Source organism: Symmachiella dynata (assembly GCF_007747995.1).
Taxonomy (GTDB): domain Bacteria; phylum Planctomycetota; class Planctomycetia; order Planctomycetales; family Planctomycetaceae; genus Symmachiella; species Symmachiella dynata.
This window is the reverse complement of record NZ_CP036276.1, coordinates 6,509,745-6,536,573: the sequence shown is the minus strand read 5'-3', so window position 1 is coordinate 6,536,573 and position 26,829 is coordinate 6,509,745. Positions and strand designations below refer to the sequence as shown.

Below are 26,829 nucleotides of genomic sequence, written 5' to 3'. Positions count from 1 at the left end.
CTGCGGGTTTGCCGAGGACGAAGTTTGCCGTTAACTCCCCTCAATAGACGGATTGTGGACAATCAGGTGTCATGGGTGATTTTTCCAACGGAGAGCAACTGAGGCGATTGCCGTTGCGTGCGCTGGTCGCATTTGCGTCCCGTTGCGCGCGGAGGATTCAGCCTCAGTATGTCTTGGAGAATGACCACCCCACCAAACAAACGAGCACAAATTCCATCAATGCGGCAATTCGCGTCGCCGAAGAGTTCGCCATGGGCGGCTCGGTCGATGCGAAAAAAGCGGCCACTGCGACGCGAGATGCCGAAGAGGCATACGCAGCCGCCCAAGATCCGGAATTCGCCTCACCCGAGGCGGTACACGCCGCCAAGGCTGCGTTGGCGGCTGTGGGGGCCGCCAATATTTGCTTTGCTGTCAAAGCCTCGCAAGGCATGGACAAAGAGGTTTGGGTGGCTGTGGAGATTGCCGGCGAATCGATGATCGCCGCGATGGCGGATGAGGAAACTGCGTCGCGGGCGTTGGCATTCGACCTGGAGACCTTGGCGGAACTGGAGCTCGGTGAATTTCCGGAGTGGGGAGAAACCGTCGACCCGATGGAGGACGGTCCACTCGGCCCGCTGGTCCCGCCCAAGCATCGCCTCAAACAGAAGAAAGCTCCCGCTTCAAAGGCAAAGCCAGAGTCGGACAAGGCAGCGGCTCCGAACCGCGCTATGCAGGCGCTGGAACGCATTGACGCGTTGCGGATGGAGATCGAAGAAGACGATCCCGAGGCTGCTGCCAAGAAAAGACTGATGGGTCAGCCACGTCAATCCTCAAAAGCCGCCGCAACGGGTGCGGTGGATCATAAAGAGGTTGCACAACTACAACAGCGGCTTCAAAAAGAATTGGAGCGCGTGCTGGCCGCAAAGACGGCGCTGGATGAAGAACGCATTCAACTACAAACGGAACGCGAATCATTCGAGTCCCGTTTGAAAAAGACTTCCAGCAATCGAGGCGAGGGAGGGATTGATACCGACCTTCGCCAGTTGGCCAAAGAACGCCGGCAGATTCATGCCGAACGTCAGGTGTTGGAAGACGATCAAGCGGCCTTCACCGAGGAGTTGGAACAGTTTGAGATTGATCGCGCCAAATTCCAACAGGAAGAACGGCGGTTACAACGCGAGCGGGAGAAACTCGAGCCCCAGCGTGAAGAGACGCGCAAAGAGCGCGCCCGCCTCGAGAAGCATCGCAACTGGTTGAGGCTGAAACTTCAAGAGTTCAGGGAGCATCGCTCTCACGTCACCTCGCCTGACATGGATGGCTCGGCGTTGTGGCAGCAACTGCAGCCCGTGCAACAGGAATTGCAGGAAATTGACGAAGAGCAAGCGACGCTCAAGTCGGAATTGCAAGACCTGCAACAAAGCATTGCTGACGTGGCGCAGGGCGAGAGATCTGTCGGCATGTCGGCGGAGGCGGTTGAGTCATTGCGTCAGGACAATGCACAACTGCAAGCAGAAATCGAGAAACTACGCACCGAATTGACCCGGGCGGCCGACGAGACCGACAGCCGCTTGGAAGCAGAGCGGCAAAAATTGCAGCAAACGCAAGCCGAACTGGAGCAACGCGCATTAACGTTCCAGGAAAATGAAGCGGCCCTCAAAGAAGCACTCGTCCGCATCACCGAGGAACAGGGACGGTTCGCGATGCAGCAATCCGAGTTGGAAAAACTCAAGGCGGAATTGGAATCGCGACAACAGGCCTTCCAAACCGAACAGAGTCGTTTCCAAGATCTGATCGATGTCACTTTCCGCCGCTAATGGGCCAGGTCCCGGCCGCTTTCCTCGACACGCAAATGTGCCCGCGGTCATTCAGCATCGAGTGCGAGTGTGCGGTGGCTTCAAGAACCGTCAGTACGCCCGGTAGGTTGCCTCAACAATCTGCTAGCGGGCCACTGGTGCAGCGTCACTGTTTGGATTATCCTAAGCGACCGCTGTTTTTCCCGATAAAAACGAAATCCATTCATGTCCGCCGAGCCGATTGTCTACCTCAACGGAGAGTACCTCGCTGCGTCGCAGGCGAGTGTATCGCTGGCGGACTGGGGCCTGCATGGCGTCGCGGTGACGGAAATGACGCGGACGTTTGGCCAACGTTGTTTTCGCTTGGACGATCATCTGGACCGTTTGAATGCTTCGGCCGATCAACTGGGGATCGCCGTCGATTTGCTCCGTGACGACTGGCATAAGATTACAGAGACCGTCGTCAACCACCACGCGGCACTTGTGGGCAAAACCGGCGAGTTGATGGTCAACCACGTGATCTCCGCTGGGCTCAATTCGATGAATGCGGCACCGAATCACAGTGGACCAACAATCTACGTGCGCACATTTCCGCTACAATTTTCGCGGTGGGCGGCCAAATATCAAAACGGCCAGCATTTGGTCGTTCCAGAAATGCGACAAATCCCCACCGAATGTCTCAATCCGAGAATCAAATCCCGCAACCGTCTGCATTGGTATCTCGCGGATCGGCAGGCTCGAGAAATCGACGCCGATGCGTCAGCGTTGCTGTTGGATTTACAGGGGCATCTAACCGAAACGAGCGCGGGTAATGTTTTTATCGTCCGCGAGAAAACTATTCTGACGCCACGGTCTGAGGTCACGCTCGGAGGAATCAGCCGGATGGTCGTGCGGGATATTGCTCAATTTTTAGGTATCAGTTACGAAGAACAAAATATCACGCTGACCGAGGCACTGTCCGCCGATGAGGTATTCACCTCGTCCACCGGGTATTGTGTCCTGCCGGTGACGAAAATCGATGGACAACCCATTGGCGACGGCCAACCGGGCGCGGTGTATCAACACATTTTGGAAACATGGAATATGATGGCCGGGCTGGATATTGCCGCTCAGGCCGTTGAGCAATCTGTAGTCGAATCACAATAAAAAGTAGTTTCAAAACCCTCTGACGCGTCCCACTGACACTGACTTGAATGTTTCGCGAACAAGCGCAACCGTGTGTTGAAACTAGTACTAGCCACAATAATTAAACGTCGGCGACATCATGAAACGTATGTTCAAAGAGTACCGGGAGTTCTTTCGCGAATTCCGTAGTCGCTTCGAAACCACAGGAGCCGTCGCCCCCAGCGGCCGTTTTTTGGCGGGGGCGCTGAGCGGTCCGCTGAAGAAGCATGATGGCCCGGTACGGGTCTTAGAGGTCGGACCGGGCACCGGAGCGGTGACGCGTCAAATCGTTAAGCATCTCAAGCCGGGGGATCGATTCGACCTTGTGGAACTCAACGAAAACTTTGTCGAATCTCTGAATCGGTTATTCAGCGAAGAGGATCTGTTTCGTGCCGTCGCGGAGTTTTCCGAAGTGCATCTTTGCCCGCTGCAGGAATTTGAAGCTTCCGAGCCGTTTGATTTTATCATTTCTGGTTTGCCGCTGAACAATTTTCCGGCTGCATTGGTCGAGGAAATCTTCGAGAGTTATTGGCGGTTGTTGGCTCCGGGGGGAACGCTCTCCTATTTTGAATATATGTACGTCCGGCCGGTGCGGCGATTGGTTTCCAAGTCAGATGAAAAGCAACGTCTGACCGACTTGGACAAAATTTTAGGCACGCATTTAGAGAATCACCGCATCGCGCGAGATTGGGTTTTCGTCAACGCGCCCCCAGCCTGGGTTCAACATCTGCGGCGACAGGAATCGGTCGCAGCAGCCGATAGCACCGCGGGGTGATGGCAAGCAAAACGGGATGCTCGAGCAAGCGGAACGCATTATGCCTCAGCAAAAAATACTGGCGGCGGGAAATCATCTGCGACTCGTATCGGTCGATGGTTGGGAATACACCGAACGAACCAACTGTCGCGGAGTGGTCGCGGTCGTCGCTGTCACCGAAGACCGACAGTTGATTTTGACGGAACAATACCGCCCCCCGGTGCAGCGCCGCGTGATCGATTTGCCGGCGGGACTGGCCGGCGATATTGCCGGCGAAGAATTGGAACCGTTGGAACGAGCCGCAAAGCGAGAATTGCGTGAGGAAACCGGCTATGAGGCTGAGGGGTTTGAGTTTCTCTTTCGCGGACCGACATCAGCCGGATTAACAAACGAAGTGATTTCGTTTTTCCGAGCAGGGCCAGTGCGCCAAGTTGATGCCGGTGGCGGCGACGAGTCAGAGGATATTGTTGTCCACACGGTTCCGCTAGCGACGATTGATGAGTGGTTCACATCGTTCTCGCCCGCAACGACCTTGGTGGATCCCAAGGTGTACGCCGCGCTGCATTTTGCCCGCTGAATAGCGAATCAATCACATCACTCACGCCCAAGCCCAGTCGCACGAAAGCGTCCCCGTGATTAGCGGCGATGCTTGTGCTTCGATGTTCCGGTGGCGACATGCAGTTGCGGGCGGGCGAGTTTGAGCTTCATTCGGCCTCGCCAATTGATCTTGGTTCCCCCGATGTGCAACCACTCCAACCGGTCGAATTGTTTGATGGCTTCGAGTCCCCGGTTGTCGATCGGCGTGTCATGCAGGTCCAGTGCGGTCAGCCCCGTCATTCCGTGCAGTTGCAAGAGGCCATCGCTGGTCACGCTGCTGTGTGCCAAATCCAAGTGTTGCAGGTCGGAGAGAACTTGTTGATTTTCGATCAAGCTCGCCAACGATTCATCATTGACCTCTTTGCCGCGCCATTGAATGGCGATGAGCTTGTCTTTGATCTGCCCGAAATCTTCCCCAACCCAAGGGCGAAGCCCTTCGATCCGTTGCATGGTGACATATCCGCCGCGGCTTTCGACAGCGGTAACGATTGCCAGTCGCGCGATATAGAGTTCCATTTCTTCGCCAATCCATCGGCTGCGTCCGGCATGGAATTTGGCAAAATCGAGCGCTTGCTCGTAGGCATCGTGCAGGGCGGTATATTCAGCGGCGCTGCCCCCGGCATCGGGGTGCGCAGTCTTCGCCTTTTGGCGATACGCCTGTTTGATGTCAGACGGCGAATAGGGGGGCCTGAGTCCCAGACGCACCATGAATTCCGGGCGCTGAAACGGTTCGACCTTAAAACCAGTCATCGTGTTGCCGTGGTCTCCGCATTTAGGCCGTTGCGACCGCCACAATTCGGAAAATCCGATCCTGGGAACGGCCTATTGTTTTGCAAGGTTTACCCGTCTAAGTGTATACTATTTTTGGTTGTCTGTCCTGGTGACTATCAGCAGCTAACGGCACATCTCCCATTCTTGCTCGCAATTGGTTTCTTGACCTAGGAGGTTTTCATGTCCGGCACTTCCCAATTTTTTGAAGATTGGCATTATCGGCTACGAGACCTACAGGAATTGGAAAACAATCCCCGGCACACCGGTTGGGTAAGCAAACTACATGCCAAGGTGCTGCGGTATTTTATCTCCCGTTACGATTATCAACCCATCCCCGCCCCATCGCCGGTAACCTCGCAGCTCTCCAGAACACAAAACTCAGCCAATCGCGCCAAACTGGCCCAGCGGCTCAGCGAACAGAACGAGCAGCGTTACCGCCGCGGCGCAGAATGCCGCAATATCTTAACGGAAATCCGCGAAGCGAACACCCTCCGCAAACGCTACAAGACCTAACTTGCCTCAGTTGAGTCTTTGTTTAATCGTCACGGCGGCAACGGATCAATAGCGAATTCGTGATCGCTGCCTCGCGAAGCGGCTGGACCGCCTGGAATTCCGGATCAGCGATGAAGCCGTCAAAACTGCTTTGATCGGGCCAGCGGACCATAAAGATCAAGTCAGCATCCAGTTCACCGATGACGTTCGCCTCGGGGATGTACGATTCCAACTTTTCTCCGCCGTACTTCTTCGCGACCGGCCACGAGGCCTTCAGGTACTCACGATAACGCGCCGCACCGCCATCGGGTTGGAACCACAGGACGTTCAGCATATAGATCGGCGTGTCGCTCATTGTATTGAACCTTGCAATAGGGATGGAGGATCGGCATTCTAAACCGTGCGTCGCTGTGGGGCTATCAAGTTTCCCTGGCTGACAGCTGGTGGAATTGATAAAACGATTATGCAGAGAGTGGGCGGGTACCGATTTCGCGGTCGAGCCGGGAGTGTAGTATGGGATTGTTCAGTAAAAAAGATTGGAACGTGATCGCAGTCATCTTTGAGCGCCCCGATCTTTTTCGTATCAACGGAAATCGGGCGCAAGGGAAACATGCGGACGTCATTCGGGACGGTGCGAAAAATCATCAGCGGACGATTTATTGGGCAGTCTTTGACCAAAAACGGGCGTTCGTTGAAGGGGCACCCGGTCCGGGAAGTAAAAGCGTTGACACCGCTGTGGTCAAAGCCATGATTCGCGAACTGCCCAAATTGACGACCGTGCAAGAGGTGCTCAAGACTCTGGAAGCGGGCAAAGAGGAAAAAATTTCGCAGGGGTTGGTCTGGGACGGCTACGCAAAGGACCATTGAAAACGTGAATTCATAGTCGCAGCGACACGGAGCAATACGTCGTGCAGAATTTCGAGAAACTGGGAGCGTTTTATCTCGGCAAACTCTTCGACATGACGCGCGCGGCACTGCGCGATGAGTTGTTGCTTTACGACTCCAAAGATCTGACCACACACGCGGTTTGTGTGGGGATGACCGGCAGCGGGAAAACCGGCCTGTGTTTGTCGCTGTTGGAAGAAGCCGCTATCGATGGCATTCCCGCAATCGCCATTGATCCCAAAGGGGACCTGGGCAATCTGTTGCTCACGTTTCCCGATTTGGCGCCCGACGATTTTCGTCCCTGGATCGAAGAGAGCGCCGCGACGCGCGCTGGTCTCACGCCGGATGAATTTGCCGCCAAGACCGCCGATCAATGGCGCGACGGTTTGGCCGAGTGGGGGCAAACGCCCGAGCGGATTGCCAAGTTTCGCCAAGCGGTCGATATCGGGATTTATACCCCGGGGAGCAATGCCGGCTTACCGTTGACGATCCTGCGATCGTTTGACGCGCCGCCGCAAGAACTCATCGACGATAGTGATGCGCTGCGCGAGCGGATCAGTTCGGCGACGTCTGGTCTGTTGGCACTGTTGGGGATTGACGCCGATCCGATTCGTAGTCGTGAACATATTCTGCTGTCCAACATTTTTGAACAAGCGTGGCGCGACGGACGTCATTTGGATGTCGCTTCGCTGATTCGCGGCGTGCAAAATCCACCCTTTAAGACCGTCGGCGTGGTCGATCTGGAAACGTTTTTTCCTGCGAAGAACCGCAACGAATTGGCGATGAACCTCAATAACCTGTTGGCGTCGCCGTCGTTTGCAAGTTGGATGGAAGGCGAACCGCTCAACATCCGCAACCTGTTGTACACGGCCGAAGGAAAGCCGCGGTTGTCGATTATTTCTATCGCACATCTCTCCGATGCGGAGCGAATGTTCTTTGTGACGATCCTGCTCAACGAAGTACTCGCCTGGGTCCGCACCCAACCCGGGACATCGAGTCTGCGGGCGCTGCTCTACATGGATGAAGTCTTTGGATACTTCCCGCCGACGGCCAATCCGCCGTCGAAAACACCCATGCTCACGCTGTTGAAACAGGCACGCGCCTACGGATTGGGAGTCGTGCTGGCGACACAAAACCCGGTCGACCTGGACTATAAAGGCCTGTCGAACACCGGCACCTGGTTTTTGGGGCGGCTGCAGACCGAGCGGGACAAGGCACGCGTGTTGGAAGGCTTGGAAGGGGCGTCGGCACAAGCAGGCACGGGGTTTGACCGCCAAAAAATGGAGGCGACGCTCGCCGGTTTGGGAAGCCGCGTGTTTTTGATGAACAACGTGCACGATGACGAACCGGTGGTGTTCCAAACCCGTTGGGCACTGTCTTACCTCCGGGGACCGCTTACGCGGGGACAAATCGAAAGGTTGATGGCCGACAAGAAACAACTGGCGGCCGAAGCCGCCGCAGCGTCGATGGATGTGGCGACGGCAGGACAAACCGGCGACGTTGCTGAGAAACGTCCGCATCTGCCGGCGAAGGTCGACGAACTCTTTTTAGTCCGCACACATGCCGTACCGCGCGACAGTCGACTGACGTATCGTCCAGCGCTGCTTTGCAAAGCGAGACTGCATTTCGTCAAATCGACTTATAAGGTTGATCAATGGGAAGACTTTACATTGCTGTCGACGCTCGGAGAAGAAATGCCGTCCGATGTGTGGGAAGCGGCACAGGTCATCGATGCCGCGCAATTGGAGACCGAAAGCGAACCGGAAATCGATGCCGATTTTGCCACGGTGCCGGCGGACTGCTTGCAGGCGAAAAGCTATCCGACTTGGCAGAAAAAGCTGAAAGAACATCTGTACCAAAGCCAAGAACTATCTGTCTGGAAATGCGCGGCGCTTAAAACGTATTCCGCAGCTGGAGAAGCGGAAGGCGATTTTCGCATTCGCCTTGCTCAGACGGCGCGCGAACAACGAGACTTGCAGGTCGAAAAATTACGTGACCGCTTTACGACAAAATTGCAGCGGCTGCAGGGAAAAATCCAAACCGCCGAGGAACGCGTCGCACGCGAGAAATCACAAGCGACCAAGGCGACCACCGATTCGGTGATTTCGATCGGCTCAACGATTCTGGGCGCCTTATTCGGCCGCAAAATCGCCAGCCGCACAAACGTCGGCCGCGCCTCGACCTCGATGCGCAGTGCCGGCCGCGCCGCACAACAACGCAGCGACGTCGCCCGCGCCGAAGAAAAAGTCGAAAACCTCAACGAACAGGTTGAGGACTTGCAACGTCAATTCGAGGAGGACGTGGAGCAACTCGAAGAGGCATTTCAGGTCGATGCGTTGGAGCTGGAAGAACTGAGCATGCGTCCCCGTAAGAGTGATATCGATGTCGACGAAGTCGCATTGCTGTGGACCCCGTGGCGCGTCGATACCGACGGTACAGCGGAACCGGTGTTTCGGTTGGATGCTAAATAGGCCCCAAGGGGGCTGGATGCGAAGCGGCACGCGGCACTGTTCCTATCACCTGCGCGCCAAAACCAACATTTTGCAGTTGCGGGCGACCCCCACGTTGATAAAACTTGGGGCAAATGTTGATTCCACCAGTCGATCGTTTTTCTAGAGGGGCAAGAAATATGAAGACGCGGGATATCTTTCTATCGTTGGCTGTGCTTTCCGTCGTGGGGTTTTGCTTATCGCCGCTTGGCACGGCGCGGGGCGATGATCCGCAAGCGGATGAGTTTATCGCGCATGTGAAGGCACTCCCCTACCCTCCCGATACACGGGAGATCGAATTTCGCAGCATATTCAAACGCATTGAGTTCACGAGCCAATCCTCCTTGGGCGCCCTGGCAGCATTCTATCGGGCCGAAATGAAAAAGCGGGGCTGGGAGGAAGATGCCAAGGCCGAGAAAATTGAAGACGACTCCGTCGACCTCACGTTCAAGCATGGCGACGCGGAAGTTAAAGTCGAGTTGGACAAGCGTTCCAAGGCCACGCTGGTGAGGCTGGGGTGTAAAAAACTCGACTTTGAAGGGAGCAATGACCCGGCAGCGATGTTGGCGGCTGGAGTTCCGCAACCGCAGTCGTATTTGTTCTTGCAAAAAAACATTCCCTTACCGGAGAAGATTCAAGGGTTAAGTTACGACGATGATGAATGCAAGTTCAAGTCGACGATGAAGCTTCAAGAGGCGTTCAACCATTTTGTGGATTTGGCAAAGAGCCTCGGCTGGCAACAATCGTTGCGGGTGCTGTCCAGCGACAACCGCCGTTACACCGAATTCAAAAAAGGTCCGGTGGAACTGTCGGTCAATATCTTCGACGATGAAGTCGGATCGCGGATCATCCTGGGGTATGAAAGTTCCCAAAAGGAAGCGACTGTGCCGCCGTTGCCCGACGTGGCATTGGCCTCGATCAACAAACCGGCGGGGACACCCGCGGGAAAACCAAGTCCGACTCCGACAGTTCAAACCGGAGTTGATGTTTCGAAGAATAAGGGCAAAGCCACGGTTACGTTCGGCAAGAAAAAGTACGTTTTCACGCACGTCGCAGCGTATCAGATGGAGGAGAACGGCAATTTGCGGACGGCGCTGATCTTTGCCGATAAAGCCATTCCGTATAAGAGAATGCAGGCGGCGCTCAAGAAGGACAAAGAGGACTTTTCATTTTTGGACCTGTACGAGTTTGACTCTCCCAATGTACTGACCATCGGCTTGAATAAATATACCTCGTTCTCGTTCTCAGCCGATGGCTATGGTATCGGCCGTTCGATCGATGAGCCGGTCCGCGAAGTGAAAATCGAAAACGGCCGCGTCGTCGCCACGATTAAGATGCCGTCTGAAGAAATCTTCGACAAGCCGTTTCATTTTGTGGCGACGATCGAAGCCGGGCTGATGAGTCCCACCACGCGCGTGTTGAACGCCGTCGACCCGCCTCCCAGCGTCTCACCACTCGTCGAGAGTGCCGGCCTTCCGTTGCCCGAGGGGACGCTAGAAGTGCAAAGTGGGGGTTCGCAATATCGCCGATCCGCTACCGCGACTGTGAAAATGGAAATGCCCCAGGTCGAAGAATTTTATCGCTCGACAGCTGCAACAAAAAAATGGCGTGAAGTTCCGGCTAAAGCAGGCGACGCAAAACCGGCCGCGGGCGTTGTGCTCAATTATCGCGATGCATCCGGCCCCATCCATGTCGTGTTAACCCCCAAGGGGAAAGAAACGGTCGTCCAGATCACCACTCGCAACGAAGTGAAAGCCAAGCAAGACGGCGTGCTGCCCGAGCCAGGCAAAGCGCGGTTGATTCTGGGAAACGCCCATACGCGCCCCGTGGTGATCACCATCGTCAAGCGCGATTACACCTTAAAGCCGGGGCAAGGAGGCCGCGATTTGAAAACGGCACTGAACTACACCGTCGTCGCCGGCAAGTATCCGCTGACCATCAAAACCCCCGGCGAAAAACCACAATCCGAAGAGTTGAACATCACCGAAGGAACCACCTGGGGCGTGATCGCGCTGCCGACCGGCGGGTACTTTGCCGATCAGCTGTATTGATAAGTTGTATTGACTGGCGTAAACCGCGCTAGGGCGTCTGCGATAACCGGCATGCATGCTATCCTGCCGAATGGTCGCTCTATCATCGTTTAGGATATCGCCATGGCCGCGTACAAAAATCAGGCTTGGTCTCTCGTCCTCGGGGCGTTATTCGTAGCGGGGGCTGGGGTACTTTTCTACACGCAGCAAAAACCTGCTAGAGATCATGCCGCTGCGTTGAGCGCCGCGATTGACCACTTGGATCAGCAAGGAAATCTTCTCTATGTGAAACGCAATGACGGGGATTTTCAATTGTTCGAGGACAAGTCAAAACCGATCGTCGGGCTGTCGCTCTTGCAAGACGAATTGAGCGATGAGGACTGGCGGTGTATTGATTTGCTCACGCAGCTTGAATTCTTGGACGTGGGCGTTGTGACTATCCAGGATGACGACCTGAGGCACTTGGCTTCCAAGGAACGGATGCGAACACTGAAACTATCTGGACGCGAGATTTCAGACGCAGGGCTTTTCGCCGTCAATGAACAATTAGAAAACCTTGACGTCAGCGGATGCGAAATCAACATCCACGGTCTGACGGCCATAGGAGGATTTCGCCAACTTCGCAAATTAAACTTCAGCCATTCGAGCCTAACTGACCTGCCGAATGGGTCCTTATCCGGAATCAGCACTGAGCTTCTGAACCTTTCGTTTTGCGAACTCGACGAAAGCTCTTTCCGCGAGTTGGCCCGCATGTCAACAGTAGAGACTCTCTATGCCTCGAACGTTGAGATGAGCAAAGGCAGTGGGCAGGAGTTGGCAAAAATGAAAGGGTTGCGACGACTGGACCTGCTGGGAACGCGCATTTCCCACGACGACCTGTGTGCGCTCCAGGCATCGACGTCGTTAGAGCGGATCCGCATCGATGCGTTCGATGCCGACCCCGAAGTGATTAGCTCGCTGGGACGAATTCCAACATTGACCGAGATCGTGATCGGTCGCCCACGGGCACATGCATCTACGGATCCAACAGAAACGATCGAATGGCGAATGAAGAACGGAGAGCCATTTTTGATACTCGTCCCCGAAAACCGCCGAGATGCAGTATTGAAAGCGATTCAGGATCTCATAGCCAAACGGCCACTCATGGAATTTACGGACGGCAAGGAATGGGATGATCGGCCTGGGTTGCCTGGACAGGGAATCTGGGATCAACCACCAGAGGGGATGGAGCGCGTCGATCAAGGAGATGGCACAGGTGTGTTTTAGAACGAGTCGGTCTTTCTGGCATGACCTAAGCATGGACGAACTGCATTGGTTTCGGTCCGCACAGCCGACCCGATCTGCCTTTCTCGTTCGGTGGATCATCCGGCGGGGAACGGTTACCCTATTAGTCATAGATTTTCATCGCTGCTGTGTTTGACTGCGCGACTGCGGATACTCATTCCCCCCCACCGTTCCTCCGGAGAATATCATGCCTCGATTGACCGCAATCCTTTCCCTCCTTTTTGTGATGGCGATTTCCATGACTGCAGCCGAAGCGGCGGATAAAGGTCCGGCCTATCTTGACGGCGAGAAAGCTGGGCCCGATTTTAAGGTTCAAGGGGAATACGAAGGCAAAATCGGCAAGGACACCAAAGTCGGCGTGCAAGTCATTGCACGGGGTGATGGGAAATTTGATGCGGTGGTCTTTGGAAATGGTTTGCCAGGTTCCGGTTGGGATCCCAGACAGCCCAAAATTCACCTCAAGGGAGAAACGAACGACGATATCGTCGAGTTTACGGGGTTGAATTTCAACGGCGCGATCAAGGACGGCATTTTTGCCGGGATCGCCGAAGATGCAGTGAAATTTGAACTGCGAAAAATCCAGCGCAGCTCCCCCACCATGGGGCTGAAGCCGCCTGAGGGGGCGATTGTGTTGTTTGACGGCACAAATGTTGACGCATTGGCCGAAGGGAAAATTGAGGACGGAAAATTATTGGGGGTTCCCGTCCGTTCTAAACAAAAATTTAACAATTACACATTACACCTCGAATTCCGTTCACCGTACATGCCCGAAGCACGGGGGCAAGGTCGCGGGAACAGCGGGATGTATTTGAACGATCAATACGAATGTCAGATTCTCGATTCGTTCGGATTGGAAGGAAAGAACAACGAGTGCGGCGGCTTTTATCAGATCCAAGAGCCGAAGGTGAATATGTGTTTGCCGCCCTTGTCGTGGCAGACATACGACGTCGATTTTCAAGCCGCCAAGTTCGATTCCGAAGGTAAGAAAGTCACCCCGGCCATCGTCACGGTACGACAAAACGGGGTGGTGATTCACGACAAATTGAAATTGCCGCACACAACTCCGGGCGGCGGTCAAAATGACGAGAAACTTCCCGGTAGCCTGTATTTGCAAAACCATGGCGATCCGGTGCGGTTTCGCAACTTTTGGGTGGTGGAAAAATAACTCAACTATCACAAGTCGCAGAACGAGGACGTTGTCAGAGCACAATGTCGGACCAACGAGTTTTGATCATTGAGGATGAGAAGTCACTGGTTGACGTCCTCACGTATAACTTCGAAAACGAAGGCTTTGAAGTGTTGTCGGCGACCGACGGCATGGACGGCTTGAATCAGGCGCGGGCGCATCATCCGGATATTATTATTCTGGATGTCATGTTGCCTGTGATGGAAGGGCTGGAAGTTTGTCGGCAATTGCGGGGTGATTCTCGTACGAGCGACATCCCGGTCTTGATGCTCACAGCCAAGAGCGAAGAGGTGGACGAAATCGTCGGCTTCCGCATGGGAGCGGACGATTACGTCACCAAACCTTTTAAACTCAAGCCACTGATTCAACGGGTCAAGGCGTTATTGCGGCGGTCCAAGTCTGGCGAGCCGAGTAAAGAACTCGTCTCCAAGCACGGTATCGAAGTTGATCGGCTGAATCACCGCGCGTTGGCCGGTGGCGATGTGTTGGACCTGACTCCCACGGAATTCGATTTGTTGTGGACGCTGGTCCGCAAACCGGGACGACCGTTCAAACGGTCCGACCTGATGGAAGCCTGCCGCGGGGAAGATGCTTTGTCGCTGGAGCGGACGATCGACGTGCATATCCGTTCGCTGCGGCAAAAATTGGGCACCTATGCCGACTTGGTGGAAACCGTCCGCGGCGTGGGCTATCGCTTTCGCGAAACGGAACCGTCCTAAGACCCATTGTCGAGCAGAATCGGCGCGACGATCTGGCGAAAATTGCGGCAACGGTTGGAAAAACGCGACAATTCCCACTGTTTCTACGCAGCAGAGCGGGAAAAACCACCTTTTGACCAGGACTTTTCATGGTCGGTGGTGTTCAATAGAGCAGAGGCGGGCTTCCCCAGTCCGCGATTGTGATTTTCTGCCTTGTGCTCCCGGTGCTTGAGGAGAGTGTCTGCTATGCGGATTCGTATCTCTGCTGTGTTGTTGTTGCTAACCAGTCTCTTGTTCGCCGGGATGGTTGCAGCTGAGGCTGAGCAACAGCCCGCCAAAATGTCGGCTGAAGATCGCGCGGCTGCCCGTGCGGCGTTGGAGGAATTCAATTCGCTGATCGGTGGCTGGCGCGGTGTGGGACAAGTCCGACGGGGGTCGAACCGTGGTGCCTGGCTGGAGCAAGCCGAATGGGTCTGGCAACTCAAATCGGACCAGCCCGCTTTGCGGTACGTTGTCGAAAAAGGCAACCAACTCAAGACAGCCAAGCTCACCTATGATCCCGAGACGAAGACTTATTCTCTCGAAGCAGTACTGCCTGATGAGGCCAAACGCAATTATGCCGGGCAAGTAGAAGACGACAAACTCGTGCTCCAGTCGCCTGCGGACGCCGACGGGACTGTGTATCGGATCACCGTAACGCGACTGAATGAAAAACGGACGTTGGTGCTCTTCCAAAAACGAGGCGCGAAGCAGAAACGCTTTGGTCGCGTCGCCGAGGTGGGCTACACGCGCGCGGGGACGAAACTTGCCGAGGTCGGTGGCGGATCACCTGAGTGTATCGTGACCGGCGGTAAGGGAACCAGCACGATCGACTACAAAGGCAAGACGTATTACCTGTGCTGCAGCGGTTGCCGCGAAGCATTTTTGGATGATCCCGAAGGGATTATCGCCGATGCCAAAAAACGGTTGGAAAAGAAACGGGCCAAGAAGGCTGCGGCGGCGAAGAAGAATTCTTAATCGGGTAAGCTGCGTCACGCTTCAAGGAATTGAAGTTGGCATCCGCCGATCGTTCGTTGTGCGGCAAGGATTGCCGACGGCACAAGACGCAGCAGTATTAGTGGTCTCTGCTAATCAGACTGCTCTCGTTTAGGAGCGCGTCAATTGCGGCTTCTTGCGGGCTTTGCCCGCCCCGATAGCGGAGCTATCGCGGCCACCCTTTTGGTGTGGGGTATTCGTTGATTGTACCCGTATTGATTTTTGCGATGCGCTGCGCGATGATGCATCGACTATGAAAAATGCACCACTGAAATTGTTGATTCTCGGCGCGCATCCCGATGATGCTGAATGGCATGCCGGGGGTTTGGTGGCGCGGTATTGCGCTGCTGGTCATGATGTCAAAATTGTGTCGGTGACCGATGGCCGCTCCGGGCATCAGACCATTCCGCCCGATGAATTGGCTGCTTTGCGCAAGCAAGAAGCCGCTGCCGCTGGAAGCGTGATTGGTGCTACGTATGACGTTTGGGAATTTCCCGACGGCTCGTTACAGCCTACACTCGATGTGCGGCGAAAGATCATTGCCCAGATTCGCCAATTCGCACCCGATCTGGTGCTCACGCATCGCGTGAATGATTATCACCCCGATCACCGCGCCGTGGGCCAAGCCGTGCAGGACGCGTCTTATATGGTCACCGTTCCGCACGTTGTGCCGGAGGTGCCTGCGCTGCGACACGATCCGATTGTCGCCTACATGCCCGACCGGTTCACCAAACCGAATCCGCTGACCGGCGATATTGTGATTGATGTCGGGGAACAGGTCGAAATAATCGTGGCAATGCTGGCTTGCCATAAGTCGCAGGTCTTCGATTGGCTGCCTTACAATTTGGGAATCAGCGACCAGTTGAGTGACGATCTGGCCGAACGATTGCAGTGGCTGTCCGATTGGTACCGCGAGCATCTACGGCCAATGGCGGACCGGTATCGCGATGAATTGCTTGCCGCGTACGGCGAGCAGCGCGGCCGCGCGATTGAGTATGCTGAGGTTTACGAGATCAGCGAATACGCGGGCACGTTTGACGAGGCGGCGCGGCAACGATTGTTCGGATGGCTATCGGACCAAGGCTAGGGTTTGAATTCAAAACTCCGAATCATGCCCAGTTCATACGCTGCCGCGACCGCTTGAGATTCCGCGTGGATGTGACATCACGTCATTGATTCGAGCTATCGAGCTGCTTTCGGTCGATCAGTCAGCGCGAAAGTGTCACCTGAGAATACTCTGGGTGGCACGACTCTCAAAACAAGGATATCCATCTTGAATTCCCCATGAGAGCGCGGGATGCTGTATCTGTTCTGACGGTGGACTGCACTCTGTCAGTAGCGATCCATCGATATGCGTCCAGCTTCTACTCCCTCTTGTCGATTTGGAGACGCGCAACCATGTCTAGTTCCTGTCTCACAACGTCGGAAATCAGCGATCTGTTCGTCGAAGAAATTGAGTCACAATCGGGACGGATCACCGATACGTTTGACGACGGACTGCGACTTTTCCAACGATCCGTATTTCCGCGATTCGAGGACGTCCAGCCTCAAGACCGCTTGCAAGGCGGTGTGGCATTAAAGGCGACGTTGGATGAAATTTGCGTGTTTCCTTACGTCCTCCGCGAAGTTTGCAGCAACGGCGCCGTCATGGCGCATTCGTTGTGCAGTTATCGACTTGAGCGATCAATCGACGAAACGTCGGAGGAATTAAGTTCAACTATTAGCGAAGCCATTACGGCATGTTCTCAAGAGAAGTCTTTTACAAATTCCGTGAAGGAGATCCGTTCGACGCTCCATGTCGAAATCAACCTCGCACTCACATTGTTGCCAATGATTTCGAGTTTCCCGGGCGGTCCGTCTGGAGACATCGCCCGTTTGATTCTCGAACAAGTCTTCGCAGAAGGGCTACCATCAATGTTCGGACTGATGAATGCGATTACGTCGGTAGCCCGCGACACCGAGGATCCCGAAGACCGATGGCGACTTGAGGAATTGGGCGGCGGCATCGCCGCAGGGATTTTTCCCAAGCCGCCTGTCAATGCACCGGGTGTTGCCAATAGCTTTTCTCGCCCAGTGACCGTCAAATAGGTACCTTAGAACATGCCACTGATACTGTGGTTGTGTGGGAAGGATGTGCGGCGAATTCGCTAGCAGATTTCCTTGCGTACCAGCGTTCCAAGCGTTTTTGAAACCCTATGAGACCAGGCGCAAAAAAAAATGCCCGGAAGCAGCGGGTCCCAGGGGGGCGAAAGACTCCAGCCACTTCCGGGGCGATTGGCTCCGGATATTCAATTGTCCGCTAGTATGTTTCAACTGCCTTTTGATTGGGTGTGCCGTGTTCAGTTGTCGCTGAGTTTTGACAACTGCAGTCGGAATTGAAACTGAGGTGAGCCGCGATGTTTGTAGGAATGAACTGAGAAGTGATTTCCCGTCTGGAGGAAAACAGAAACCGTCCGCATCCTTGCTGACGTCTTCGTTTCTGCTTTCGTCGGGCACATCCTTGTGCTCCGCTCCAAACGAGGCGGAACAATATGGATTTCCCGAAAACGCGTCAAGCCGGATAGTGAAGGAAATCGCGACCTGGATCAGATTTTTTTTAAGCCATAACAGGTTCGCGATTGAGATAAGCAGAAAACGCTTGTGGGCAAGTGGCAGGCGGGATTTGAGAGGCAACTTGCTGACCGACATTGTGGCGTGGACAGCTTTTTAAGATGCAGATTTTCTGAAATCAATTGCCGGTTGCAGGACGAACCAACACAGAAATCTGACGCTGTTGGTAGTATTCCTGAAAGCGCATGATGTCACTGTGGGCTCCCGCGGCGGCAAACGGAATCAGCGGGGTTTGCCATAAGAAATAGACATGCGCCGGCGTTTGCTTGGTGATGGGGATGTCTTTCTTTGCCACGCCGACGTCAGTCCAATTGGGCACGTCGTTCCAGTTGGTGAAGACATTTCCCTGTGCCGTGGGCCATGTGGCTCGCGCCAGATATTCGAGTTGAATCGGCGCAGCGTCGCTGGGGTCGGCCGAAACGATCGTGAATTGTGTGACCGGTTGTTCAAGTTTTGACAGGGCATGGGACAAGCGCCTCAACTCGTCGTCCGCAGCACCGGCACGGGGGACTGCTGTGAATCCGGAAAGGCAATGCCCAATCACCAGCATGACCACAAATGCTGATATCAGCAGTCGCGATTCACGACGCTCATAGGGAGAAGCCGATCGAATTTCGGTGCGAAATGAGGCGATCAATGCCAATACACCGATCAGGACAATCATGATGAACATCGTGATCAATCCTGTCTTCGCCAAATGCGCCGGCGCGTGCCAAACCAGGTTCGCGGCGGTGATTAAGCCGACGAGGGCCACGGACCAAGTTGAGGCGCGCCCGTCCAAGATCCTCAGTATCCCCCCAGCGCCGAGCGTCAGCAGCGGCACGAGCAGGAACCCCTGCCACATCATCTCTCCAGAGGCGGCAGTGAATTGATTGGTGCGGGCCAGTTGCCAGCAAACTCCGGCGACAATGGTCCAGACAATCAACAGTTGCAGGTCACGACAACGTTTGGGCTTTTCACCAATTTGGATTTCACGGACCGCCATCCATAAGCCGTACAATATCGGTCCCGCCAAAACGAGCATGAGTTCGCTGGCATCTCTTGGGAGAATGAACGCTGAATTTTTGGCAACCGATTTTAAGGCAGTCGTATACCCCGCGTCGCCCGTGATCCAGGCGCGCCAAAACGGCTGTCCTTGCGAATACCCCATCATCAATTCCCACCAGCCTCCCACGGCAAAAGCAGTGAGTGACATTACGCTCAGAGAGCGCAAGGTAGGAGCGCGGTTGACGGTTTGGCTGCGAGGTACAGGAGGCAGGTCGGCAGCGCGACGCAGCGGACGTTTTAATAAGATCGCATGCAAGGCTAACGTGATGACGACGACAATCGCCAGTATGCCGCCGGACAACAAACAAAACCCCAGCGCAATTCCTCCGATCAACAAATTAGCGGAGAGCGTTGTTTTTGATTTGTGGAGATGTCCCACGAAAGCCCAGATGGTCAGCACGGCAAAAAAGAGTCCCACCGGGATCGGCGAGACGGTTTGTGTGTTGGTGAGGATATTGACATGAAATGCCGCCAAGCCGACGGTTAATAATCCGAGTTTGGCATCGCCGATGCGAAATGCCAGCGCATAGACCGCGCCTAAAAAACAAGCGTTCGCGACAAAGGGAGCCAGTATCAAGGCCGAGGGTGTCCACGGCCCAAACAGATTGGTCGCCCACGCAGCCAACCAACTGATCAACGGCGGTTGCCAACGATAAGGGATTGAATCGTCGTTCGAACCGGGAGCGACAAATGCGCTGACGGTCGGTGCGGAGGAGAGTTTGAGCGCCTTCAGCCCCCATGCCGCATTTGTGTCGGTCAACGGACGGTGCATCACCGCAATCAGCGCCGGCAAACAGGCCAACAAGACCACCCAGGGGACCATGGCCCGTGCGTGGTCCAAGACGGCAAATAACGGTCGAATTGGCTCGGCCGCCATCCGCTGCAGTTGGTCATCGTCAATCTTTTTGAACTCGACGGACATGAAAACGCGTGTCTTCGATCTGTTCGAATCTGAGCCCAATCTTGGTTCTAGTGGCGGATGGGGCGGCAATGCGACTGTCACCCTTGCGGCGGTCCGGCGCGGAAGTTAGGCTGCACTTCAGTTCGGCGACGCGCCTGTGGGCGCCCGAAGTGTATCGATTCAGCATCCATTCGACAATCTCGACCCCCACCCGTTAAGGATCGCGAGCTGGCTCGGTTAGTTCATGGTCTAGCAGGTTTTTACTCAACTCGACACGAAAAATTGGCAGAACGCATTCATGTCTCAGGTTAAGACTTTGATTCAGGTCGGACACAGTCCCGATCCCGACGACGCCTTTATGTTTCATGCCTTGGCAAACGACAAGATCGAAACAGGCAATTATACCTTTACGCATACCCTGCAGGATATTGAGACGCTCAACCAGCGCGCTCTCAAGGCCGAACTGGAATTGACGGCTGTCAGTCTGCACGGATATGCCTATCTCACCGATACTTACGCAGTCTGCGCCTGCGGCGCCAGCATTGGTGATAATTATGGACCGATGGTCGTCGCTCGGCAAGCGGGCAGCATCGAGAGCCTCAAAGGCAAAACCATCGCCATTCCCGGCAAACTGACGACGGCGTTTTTGGCGCTGAAGTTATTACTGGGAGATACTTTCAAATACGAGATCCATCCCTTCGACGAAATCCTCAATTTGGTCGAAGCGGGCAAAGTCGACGCAGGGTTGATCATTCACGAAGGCCAGCTGACCTATGGCGAACAAGGTTTGCACCTGATCGTCGATTTGGGCGTGTGGTGGCATGATGAGACAGGGTTGCCCTTGCCGTTGGGCGCCAACGCCATCCGCAAGGATCTCGGCGAACAGGCCATGCATGAAGTGACCGCCTTGCTCAAGCAGAGCATCCAGTACGGTTTGGATCACCGCCAAGAAGCCTTGGACTATGCTTTGCAATTTGGGCGCAACCTGGATCACAGCAAGGCAGATAAATTTGTCGGCATGTACGTCAATGACTGGACGCTCGATTTTGGTCCGCGTGGCCGCGAAGCTGTGCAATTGCTGCTCAACCGCGGGCACGAAGCGGGCGTGATTCCTAAGCCGGTGGAAGTCGAATTCATCGGCTGAGATCGCGATGTGGCGCCGCCATCTGTTTGCCGTGGCTGAGAAACGACGATATTTTTTCGGCTCGGCGTTGATTCATTTACGCTGGCCAGTTTTTTGGATTCGCTTGACGCAATGACATCGCACACGCCTGGGGATTACCTGCAACAAGTTTTCGGTCTGGAAGATCGGACAGCCGTGGTCATTGGTGGCACCGGTGTCCTGGGCGGAGCCATTGCCGCCGCACTCGCGCAGGCCGGCGCTCACACATTGATCGTAGGACGCAACGCCGAATTGGGCGCCGCGTGCGTCGCACGGATTACGGAATTGGGCGGCTCGGCCGAATTCGTTGCGGCCGATTCCACCAGCCGCGCGGATCTCGAAGCTATCGTAGCGCATGTCACCAACCAAAACCGCACGGTGGATGTGCTCGTCAACGGTGCCGGGATCAATTCGGCCACGCCGTTTCTGGAGATCAGCGACGACGAATGGGATAATATCTTCAACGTGAACCTTCGCGGGGTGCGGCTTGCCTGTCAGGTCTTCGGCGCGCACATGTTGGAGAACAAAGTCAACGGTTCGATCATTAATATTTCCTCGCTGAGCGGCATGATCCCCTTGTCGCGCGTCTTCACTTATTCCGCCACCAAAGCTGCGGTGATCAACCTCACGCAAAACTTGGCCCGCGAATGGGCCTCGCAAGGGATTCGCGTGAATTCATTGGCACCCGGGTTTTTCCCAGCGGAACAAAATCGCAAGGTGCTCACCCCCGACCGGGTGGAAAGCATCATGCGGCACACCCCGATGGATCGTTTCGGGTCGCCTGAAGAATTGGCTGGTGCCGTGTTGTTAATGGCTTCGCCGGTCGCCGGAAGTTTCCTCACGGGCGCCAACATTGCCGTCGACGGTGGGTTTACGGCGATGACGATCTGAGGCGGCAGCCCAGAGAAGATGAGAAAGTCGCTGTGATCGGGTATATTGCGGCTGCAGTCCTTTTTCCGTTCCCTCGGTTTTGATAGAACGCGATCTCCGTGGCCGATATCAATTTCTCGCTGTTGCACCGTTATTTGGTGCGGTTTCACCCCAAACAGATTCCGCATGCCTTCACCGATGTCTTGATTCTCGGGGGAGGTATTGCCGGGCTGAGCGCGGCGTTGGAAGTCCCCGCGCCGCTGCAAGCCACAGTGATCACTAAAGATGCTTTGGTGCAATCCAACAGCGTCTATGCCCAAGGGGGAATCGCCGGCGTCTTGGATCCCTTGGATGAAATCGCCAATCATATTGCCGACACGATCACCGCCGGCAAAGGGATGTGCGACCCAGATGTTGTCGAAATGGTCATCCGCGAAGCCCCGGAGCGGATTCGGCAGTTGATTAAATTGGGAACGCAATTCGATCTCGAAGATGGCGAACTGGCACTGACGCGCGAAGGCGGGCACAGCCATCGCCGCATCGCTCACGCCTTGGGAGACGCGACCGGCAAAGAGATCATGCGGGCGATGATTGCCGAGGTCAATCAATCGGAACGAATTCAATGTTGGCCCGAAACCTTTACGATTGATTTGCTGACCTACGAAGGAGTTTGCCGCGGGGCGCTGGTGTGGAATCCGCATCATGGTAAAACGTTTGTGTGGGCTAAACAGACGATTCTAGCGACCGGTGGCGCGGGGTGCCTGTTCCGGGAAACCACCAATCCCCAAATCGCCACGGCCGACGGACACGCGATCGCCGCTCGCGCCGGCGCCGAAATGCGAGACATGGAATTCATGCAATTCCACCCCACCGTGTTGTACATTGCCGGGAGTTCGCGGCACCTGATTTCCGAAGCGGTTCGTGGAGAAGGCGCCTACTTGCGCGACGCGACCGGGCATCGTTTTATGGCCGACTACGATGATCGGTTGGAACTGGCGCCGCGGGATGTCGTCAGCCAGGCGATTACGCTGCAGATGAAAAAGACCAAACATCCCAACGTATTTCTCGACCTCACGCATTTGCCGCCGGAACTGATCAAAGAGCGGTTCCCCCATATCGGCGATGTCTGTGCGGAATTTGGGTTGAACATCGCTCACGATCTGATTCCCGTCCGCCCTGGCGCGCATTACATGGTCGGAGGTGTGACCGTCGACCGAGATGCCCGAACGACACTGCCGGGGCTATGGGCCGCTGGCGAAGTCACCTCCACAGGACTGCACGGTGCGAATCGCTTGGCGTCGAACAGCCTGTTGGAAGGGGTGGTCTACGGTCGGTTGGCGGGACACGGAGCGGCGGCCGAAGCCGCGGAGATTCCCGATCAATACCGCGCACTGCCGTTGGAAAGCGATTGGCCGACGGTTAGCGTCGATGACACGGATCAACTCGATCTAAAGGACCTCCGCAATTCGCTCACCAGCGAAATGTGGCGTAAGGTGGGCATCCAGCGCGATGACTCCGACTTAAACGAAGCGGGACAAAACGTCGAGTTTTGGAACCGCTACGTCGCCAGTCGCGAGTTTGCCTCTCCCGAGGGTTGGGAACTGCAAAACATGATGCTCGCTGCCAAATTGATGATCGCAGCCGCCCGGCAGCGCACCGAAAGTCGCGGCGTCCACTTTCGCCACGATTATCCCGACACTGATCCAGCGCAGGCGCGGCACATTACGATGGTGTCCAAACGGACCGATGGCTGACGGTGCGTGTGCGATCTAAAGTCCCAGTGCACTATAGCCACAATGCGGTGGCAAAATCTGGGTCCCACTGTTGCCGTTGCTCATCAAGGAATCGAGACAACGCGTTGCGCAAATCGTGACCTGATCGCGTCCACTCAGCGGTATGAGCTTCGGTGAGGTTGTCGTCCAATAGCGATTGCCGAAACGTCAGGGCGTCTAACTTTTCCAGATAGCGGGCATAGATCGTCGCGATCGCCGCCATGTCGGCTTCTTGGGCTGACGGGCAGGACCAAGCCAATCGCTCCAGCGGCGTGAGACGCAACATTGCCTGAAATTGTTGTAGTGGGTTTTGCTGAACGCTGCTGCATTCTCCCAACAGACACAACATCGCCGCATACATCACCGTGCGGCTATGGGCGTGTTTGAAGTTGCGCATCCGTTGAAAACCAGCGCCGTGCGACTGATCCCACTGAGCGGCGACGCACATCGAACGGTAATACCGTAGGAGATCATTCAACAAATACCGCCACCAGGCAATTGTGGCATCCCCCGGCGTGGCTGCCGTATACCAGCGGATCACATCAGACAGCAATTGCTCATAGGCAACCGTGCCGTAAACTGGCTGTGCGTCGCAGAACAATTGAAATCGTTTTCCGAACGTGGGAATGTCCTCGTCAATTTTTCCACGGGCGTCGACGTTGCAGAGGGCGGCGGGCGTGGTGGGGATGGAAAAAATTCCGCCGCGCCGCGAGTGGGGGAGCTGCAATGCTTCCAATGCCTCCCAGATAGAATCACAGGCCTGTTGGGCTTGTGGCGAATCGGTGGTGATTTCGTTGCTCAACACTACGATCAAATCCGCGTCGGAACCGGCGACTGCTTCCATGCGGCCTAAGGAGCCGGAGGCTGCCACGGTGAGAATCCGCGGATCCAGTGCGGCCGCACGCAGTTGGTCGCTGATCTGCTGCAAGAGTCGTTGCGAATTTTTCCAGGCGTTATCCAGTAGGGGGTGTTTGCTCAAGTCGAGGGTGGTTTCGGCACTCCAGGGACGGTGTGCGGCAAATGTGTGGGGCAGTGGCAATACGGATTCCTTGTCGCGGTTGGGGGCGAGTGGGTGGATGAATCGGTGGAGAATCCACTTTTTATCATGCAGATTGTGGCCGTCTGGTGGCCGTTACAAGTTCCCTAGATTCTAGGGTTGCCCGAATCCCACGTCTCTGCCAGAATCCAGACTGGTTGCCGGTCTCAAAACAAATGACCGGATGGAGAGATCGACCCGCACCTCGCAGAATTGACGCGTGTTGCGGTGAATCCCGCGTAGATAAAGGATTGGCAGGCATGAGTAGGCTTTCACGATTTTCCCTGGGGTGGCTGTTTGCGTTTACGGTTTGCTCGATGTGCTTAGTCGGCTGTTGGGGTGGCGATGACGATTCCGCTTCAACCACCGGTGACACGACAGCAACTGAGACCGAAGCTGAACCGGAAATCCTGCTTCATCCGTTCGATGCCCCGCCGCTGGAAGAACTCGACGCCAAGGTCAAATGGGTCGAGCGCCCGGTGCTGGACACGCTGGAGTTATTGCGACTGCGGCAGGCCAATGAAGAAGTCTTGGCCACGACCGAAGAAGCACTGGCGTTGAAGAACAAATCCAAAGAAGACAACGCCAAAATCTTGAGCGCCTTGGGACGTCTGCCGGAATCGGACTCCGATGTCGATTGGGACGCGTCTATTTATCGCCGTGCTACCGGGGATGTCAAAACGACGAATCCCTTGCTGGTCAGTTCTACGATTGAATTCAATGTCACGGGACTGACAGGCTTTGGTCTGTTTGGTTTCGATTGGGATTTCAACCCGTTGGCCTCCTCTGACACCGTCAAGTCGTGGCATTCCAGCGAGGATGGGAAGTACGACAAAGTCGTGATGCGCGACGACCTCGTTTGGTCCGACGGCGTGCCGATCACTGCCCATGACGTCGTGTTTTCGTTCCAAACCATCATGAACCCCAAAGTACCGGTCCCCGCTCAACGGTCAGGAACGGATCAAATTCGTTGGATCGAGGCGTATGACGATCAGACGCTGGTCTATTTTCACAAAGAGCCGCTGGCAACCAACACATGGAATTTGAACTTCAGCGTAATCCCCAAGCACATCTATGATGAGTCGTTGCACGAAGATTACACGCTGCAAGATAGCAAGCATCATGTGAAACATGAAAACGCGCCGGTGACCGGCGGACCGTACGTGATTTCCGACCGCAAGCCCAAACAGGAAATCGTCCTGACCCGCCGCGAAGAATACTATATGTACAAAGGCAAGCAGGTTCGCCCCAAGCCGTACTTCAAGGAAATTCGTTTCCGGATTTTGGAAGAATCGAACACAGCTATTTTGGCGCTCAAGAACGGCGAAATCGAAGAGATGGAACTGTTGCCCGAGTTGTGGATGACGCAAACCGACGGTGATGATTTTTATAAGCACAATACAAAAGTCACCGGCGTGGAATGGGTCAGCTTTCACTTCAACTGGAATACGAAGACGCCTTTCTTTAGTGATAAACGTGTGCGGAAGGCGATGTCCTATGCGTTCGACCACGAAGAATTGCTCAACACACTGCTCTATGGCCTGAACACTCCCTGCCTGGGACCGTTTCACCCCGATTCCAAGATGTATCCCAAGGAAAAACTTACGCCGTACAAACAAGACTTCGACAAGGCCGAAGACTTGTTGGAGGAGGCCGGTTGGGTCGACAACGATGGGGATGGGATCCGCGACAAGATGATTGGCGGAAAGCTGCAGAAGTTTGAGTTCACGATCTTGTGTGCGACTGCACAAGAACGGATCGATATGTGCACACTGCTCAAGGAGAACTTGGATCAGTTGGGGATCATTTGTCACGTCCGGCCGTTGGAGTTTCCCGTGTTGATGGAAAAAATGTTCAAGCACGATTACCAAGCTGCGTTTGCCGGCTGGGGAACCGGCGCCGATCCGGATACGAGCAGCAACATTTGGACGACAAACGCCATCAAAAACGGCCGGAACTACGGCAGTTATGCCAACAAGGAAATCGACAAGCTTTTCGAAGAGGGCAAACGGGAGTTCGACCCTGAAAAACGTGCGGCGATCTACGCCAAGATTCACAAGATCTTGTGGGAGGACCAGCCCTACACTTGGCTGTACTACCGCAATTCGTTCTACGGGTTCAACAAGAAATTGCGAGGCTATAGCTTTAGCCCACGGGGTCCGTATAACTACGGGCCGGGTTTCGGCAGCATCTATAAACCAGCCATGCATTGAGCCCGCGCAACTTGCCTGTGCTCTGAATCCCTGTTTCTCTTCGGTCAAAGATTATCGTCCC

At 55.1% G+C, this 26,829-nt stretch carries 22 protein-coding genes; 18 read left to right on the top strand and 4 right to left on the bottom strand.

All coding sequences use genetic code 11. The annotated features are described in order from the left end of the window. Positions 1–71: 71 nt before the first annotated feature. From Mal52_RS24890 to Mal52_RS24875, 4 genes are all read left to right on the top strand, one after another. A complete protein-coding gene (locus Mal52_RS24890; protein ID WP_145379219.1) occupies positions 72–1,793 on the top strand; it encodes a coiled-coil domain-containing protein in 1,722 nt (573 codons plus the stop codon). Between the two features lie 204 nt (positions 1,794–1,997). Beyond that, a complete protein-coding gene (locus tag Mal52_RS24885) occupies positions 1,998–2,918 on the top strand; it encodes an aminotransferase class IV (protein WP_145379218.1) in 921 nt (306 codons plus the stop codon). 118 nt (positions 2,919–3,036) lie between these two features. Then, a complete protein-coding gene (locus tag Mal52_RS24880) occupies positions 3,037–3,711 on the top strand; it encodes a class I SAM-dependent methyltransferase (RefSeq protein ID WP_145379217.1) in 675 nt (224 codons plus the stop codon). 40 nt (positions 3,712–3,751) lie between these two features. Then, complete coding sequence (locus tag Mal52_RS24875) at positions 3,752–4,267, top strand: NUDIX hydrolase (RefSeq protein WP_145379216.1); 516 nt, start codon at positions 3,752–3,754, stop codon at positions 4,265–4,267. A 59-nt stretch (positions 4,268–4,326) separates the two neighbouring features. Here Mal52_RS24875 and Mal52_RS24870 read toward each other — a convergent pair whose 3' ends face one another. Beyond that, positions 4,327–5,037, bottom strand: coding sequence for a hypothetical protein (locus Mal52_RS24870; protein WP_145379215.1), 711 nt, complete (start codon positions 5,035–5,037; stop codon positions 4,327–4,329). Between the two features lie 201 nt (positions 5,038–5,238). Between Mal52_RS24870 and Mal52_RS24865 the strand changes: the two genes are divergently transcribed. Continuing rightward, positions 5,239–5,571, top strand: a complete 333-nt coding sequence (locus Mal52_RS24865; RefSeq protein ID WP_145379214.1) for a hypothetical protein — start codon at positions 5,239–5,241, stop codon at positions 5,569–5,571. Between the two features lie 22 nt (positions 5,572–5,593). Here Mal52_RS24865 and Mal52_RS24860 read toward each other — a convergent pair whose 3' ends face one another. Further along, the gene (locus Mal52_RS24860) at positions 5,594–5,905 is read right to left on the bottom strand and encodes a DUF1330 domain-containing protein (protein WP_145379213.1); all 312 of its coding nucleotides are present in this window, start codon (positions 5,903–5,905) and stop codon (positions 5,594–5,596) included. A 158-nt stretch (positions 5,906–6,063) separates the two neighbouring features. Here Mal52_RS24860 and Mal52_RS24855 point away from each other — a divergent pair, with 158 nt between their 5' ends. From Mal52_RS24855 to Mal52_RS24815, 9 genes are all read left to right on the top strand, one after another. Beyond that, positions 6,064–6,417 carry a hypothetical protein gene (locus Mal52_RS24855; protein ID WP_145379212.1) on the top strand — a complete coding sequence of 118 codons (354 nt, stop codon included), beginning with the start codon at positions 6,064–6,066 and terminating at the stop codon, positions 6,415–6,417. Positions 6,418–6,458: 41 nt separating this feature from the next. Further along, positions 6,459–8,906 carry an ATP-binding protein gene (locus tag Mal52_RS24850; protein ID WP_231962437.1) on the top strand — a complete coding sequence of 816 codons (2,448 nt, stop codon included), beginning with the start codon at positions 6,459–6,461 and terminating at the stop codon, positions 8,904–8,906. 158 nt (positions 8,907–9,064) lie between these two features. After that, positions 9,065–10,975, top strand: a complete 1,911-nt coding sequence (locus Mal52_RS24845) for a hypothetical protein (protein ID WP_145379210.1) — start codon at positions 9,065–9,067, stop codon at positions 10,973–10,975. 102 nt (positions 10,976–11,077) lie between these two features. Then, complete coding sequence (locus tag Mal52_RS24840; RefSeq protein ID WP_145379209.1) at positions 11,078–12,220, top strand: leucine-rich repeat domain-containing protein; 1,143 nt, start codon at positions 11,078–11,080, stop codon at positions 12,218–12,220. A gap of 205 nt (positions 12,221–12,425) precedes the next feature. Beyond that, complete coding sequence (locus tag Mal52_RS24835; protein ID WP_145379208.1) at positions 12,426–13,403, top strand: 3-keto-disaccharide hydrolase; 978 nt, start codon at positions 12,426–12,428, stop codon at positions 13,401–13,403. 44 nt (positions 13,404–13,447) lie between these two features. Then, positions 13,448–14,143: a response regulator gene (locus Mal52_RS24830; RefSeq protein ID WP_145379207.1), complete on the top strand. Its 696-nt coding sequence runs from the start codon at positions 13,448–13,450 to the stop codon at positions 14,141–14,143. A 225-nt stretch (positions 14,144–14,368) separates the two neighbouring features. After that, on the top strand, positions 14,369–15,139 hold the full coding sequence (locus Mal52_RS24825; protein ID WP_145379206.1) for a YHS domain-containing protein: 771 nt from the start codon (positions 14,369–14,371) through the stop codon (positions 15,137–15,139). Between the two features lie 271 nt (positions 15,140–15,410). Next, positions 15,411–16,244 (top strand): PIG-L deacetylase family protein, encoded by an 834-nt coding sequence (locus tag Mal52_RS24820; protein WP_145379205.1) that lies wholly within the window; start codon positions 15,411–15,413, stop codon positions 16,242–16,244. 311 nt (positions 16,245–16,555) lie between these two features. Then, positions 16,556–17,245 (top strand): hypothetical protein, encoded by a 690-nt coding sequence (locus tag Mal52_RS24815; protein ID WP_145379204.1) that lies wholly within the window; start codon positions 16,556–16,558, stop codon positions 17,243–17,245. Between the two features lie 640 nt (positions 17,246–17,885). On the opposite strand, the gene Mal52_RS24810 is transcribed toward Mal52_RS24815, so the two are convergent. Then, positions 17,886–19,736: an ArnT family glycosyltransferase gene (locus tag Mal52_RS24810; RefSeq protein WP_145379203.1), complete on the bottom strand. Its 1,851-nt coding sequence runs from the start codon at positions 19,734–19,736 to the stop codon at positions 17,886–17,888. Positions 19,737–20,013: 277 nt separating this feature from the next. Here Mal52_RS24810 and Mal52_RS24805 point away from each other — a divergent pair, with 277 nt between their 5' ends. The 3 genes from Mal52_RS24805 to nadB all read left to right on the top strand — a co-directional run bounded on the left by Mal52_RS24805 (position 20,014) and on the right by nadB (position 23,501). Then, positions 20,014–20,859 carry a menaquinone biosynthesis family protein gene (locus tag Mal52_RS24805; RefSeq protein WP_145379202.1) on the top strand — a complete coding sequence of 282 codons (846 nt, stop codon included), beginning with the start codon at positions 20,014–20,016 and terminating at the stop codon, positions 20,857–20,859. A 111-nt stretch (positions 20,860–20,970) separates the two neighbouring features. Beyond that, positions 20,971–21,768, top strand: a complete 798-nt coding sequence (locus tag Mal52_RS24800) for an SDR family oxidoreductase (protein WP_145379201.1) — start codon at positions 20,971–20,973, stop codon at positions 21,766–21,768. A 98-nt stretch (positions 21,769–21,866) separates the two neighbouring features. Next, on the top strand, positions 21,867–23,501 hold the full coding sequence (gene nadB, locus Mal52_RS24795; protein ID WP_197534452.1) for an L-aspartate oxidase: 1,635 nt from the start codon (positions 21,867–21,869) through the stop codon (positions 23,499–23,501). Between the two features lie 31 nt (positions 23,502–23,532). Here the strand turns inward: nadB and Mal52_RS24790 are convergent, their stop codons facing one another. Further along, positions 23,533–24,558: a DUF294 nucleotidyltransferase-like domain-containing protein gene (locus Mal52_RS24790; protein ID WP_197534451.1), complete on the bottom strand. Its 1,026-nt coding sequence runs from the start codon at positions 24,556–24,558 to the stop codon at positions 23,533–23,535. 257 nt (positions 24,559–24,815) lie between these two features. Between Mal52_RS24790 and Mal52_RS24785 the strand changes: the two genes are divergently transcribed. Then, on the top strand, positions 24,816–26,768 hold the full coding sequence (locus tag Mal52_RS24785; RefSeq protein ID WP_145379199.1) for a peptide-binding protein: 1,953 nt from the start codon (positions 24,816–24,818) through the stop codon (positions 26,766–26,768). The last annotated feature ends 61 nt before the right edge of the window (positions 26,769–26,829 follow it).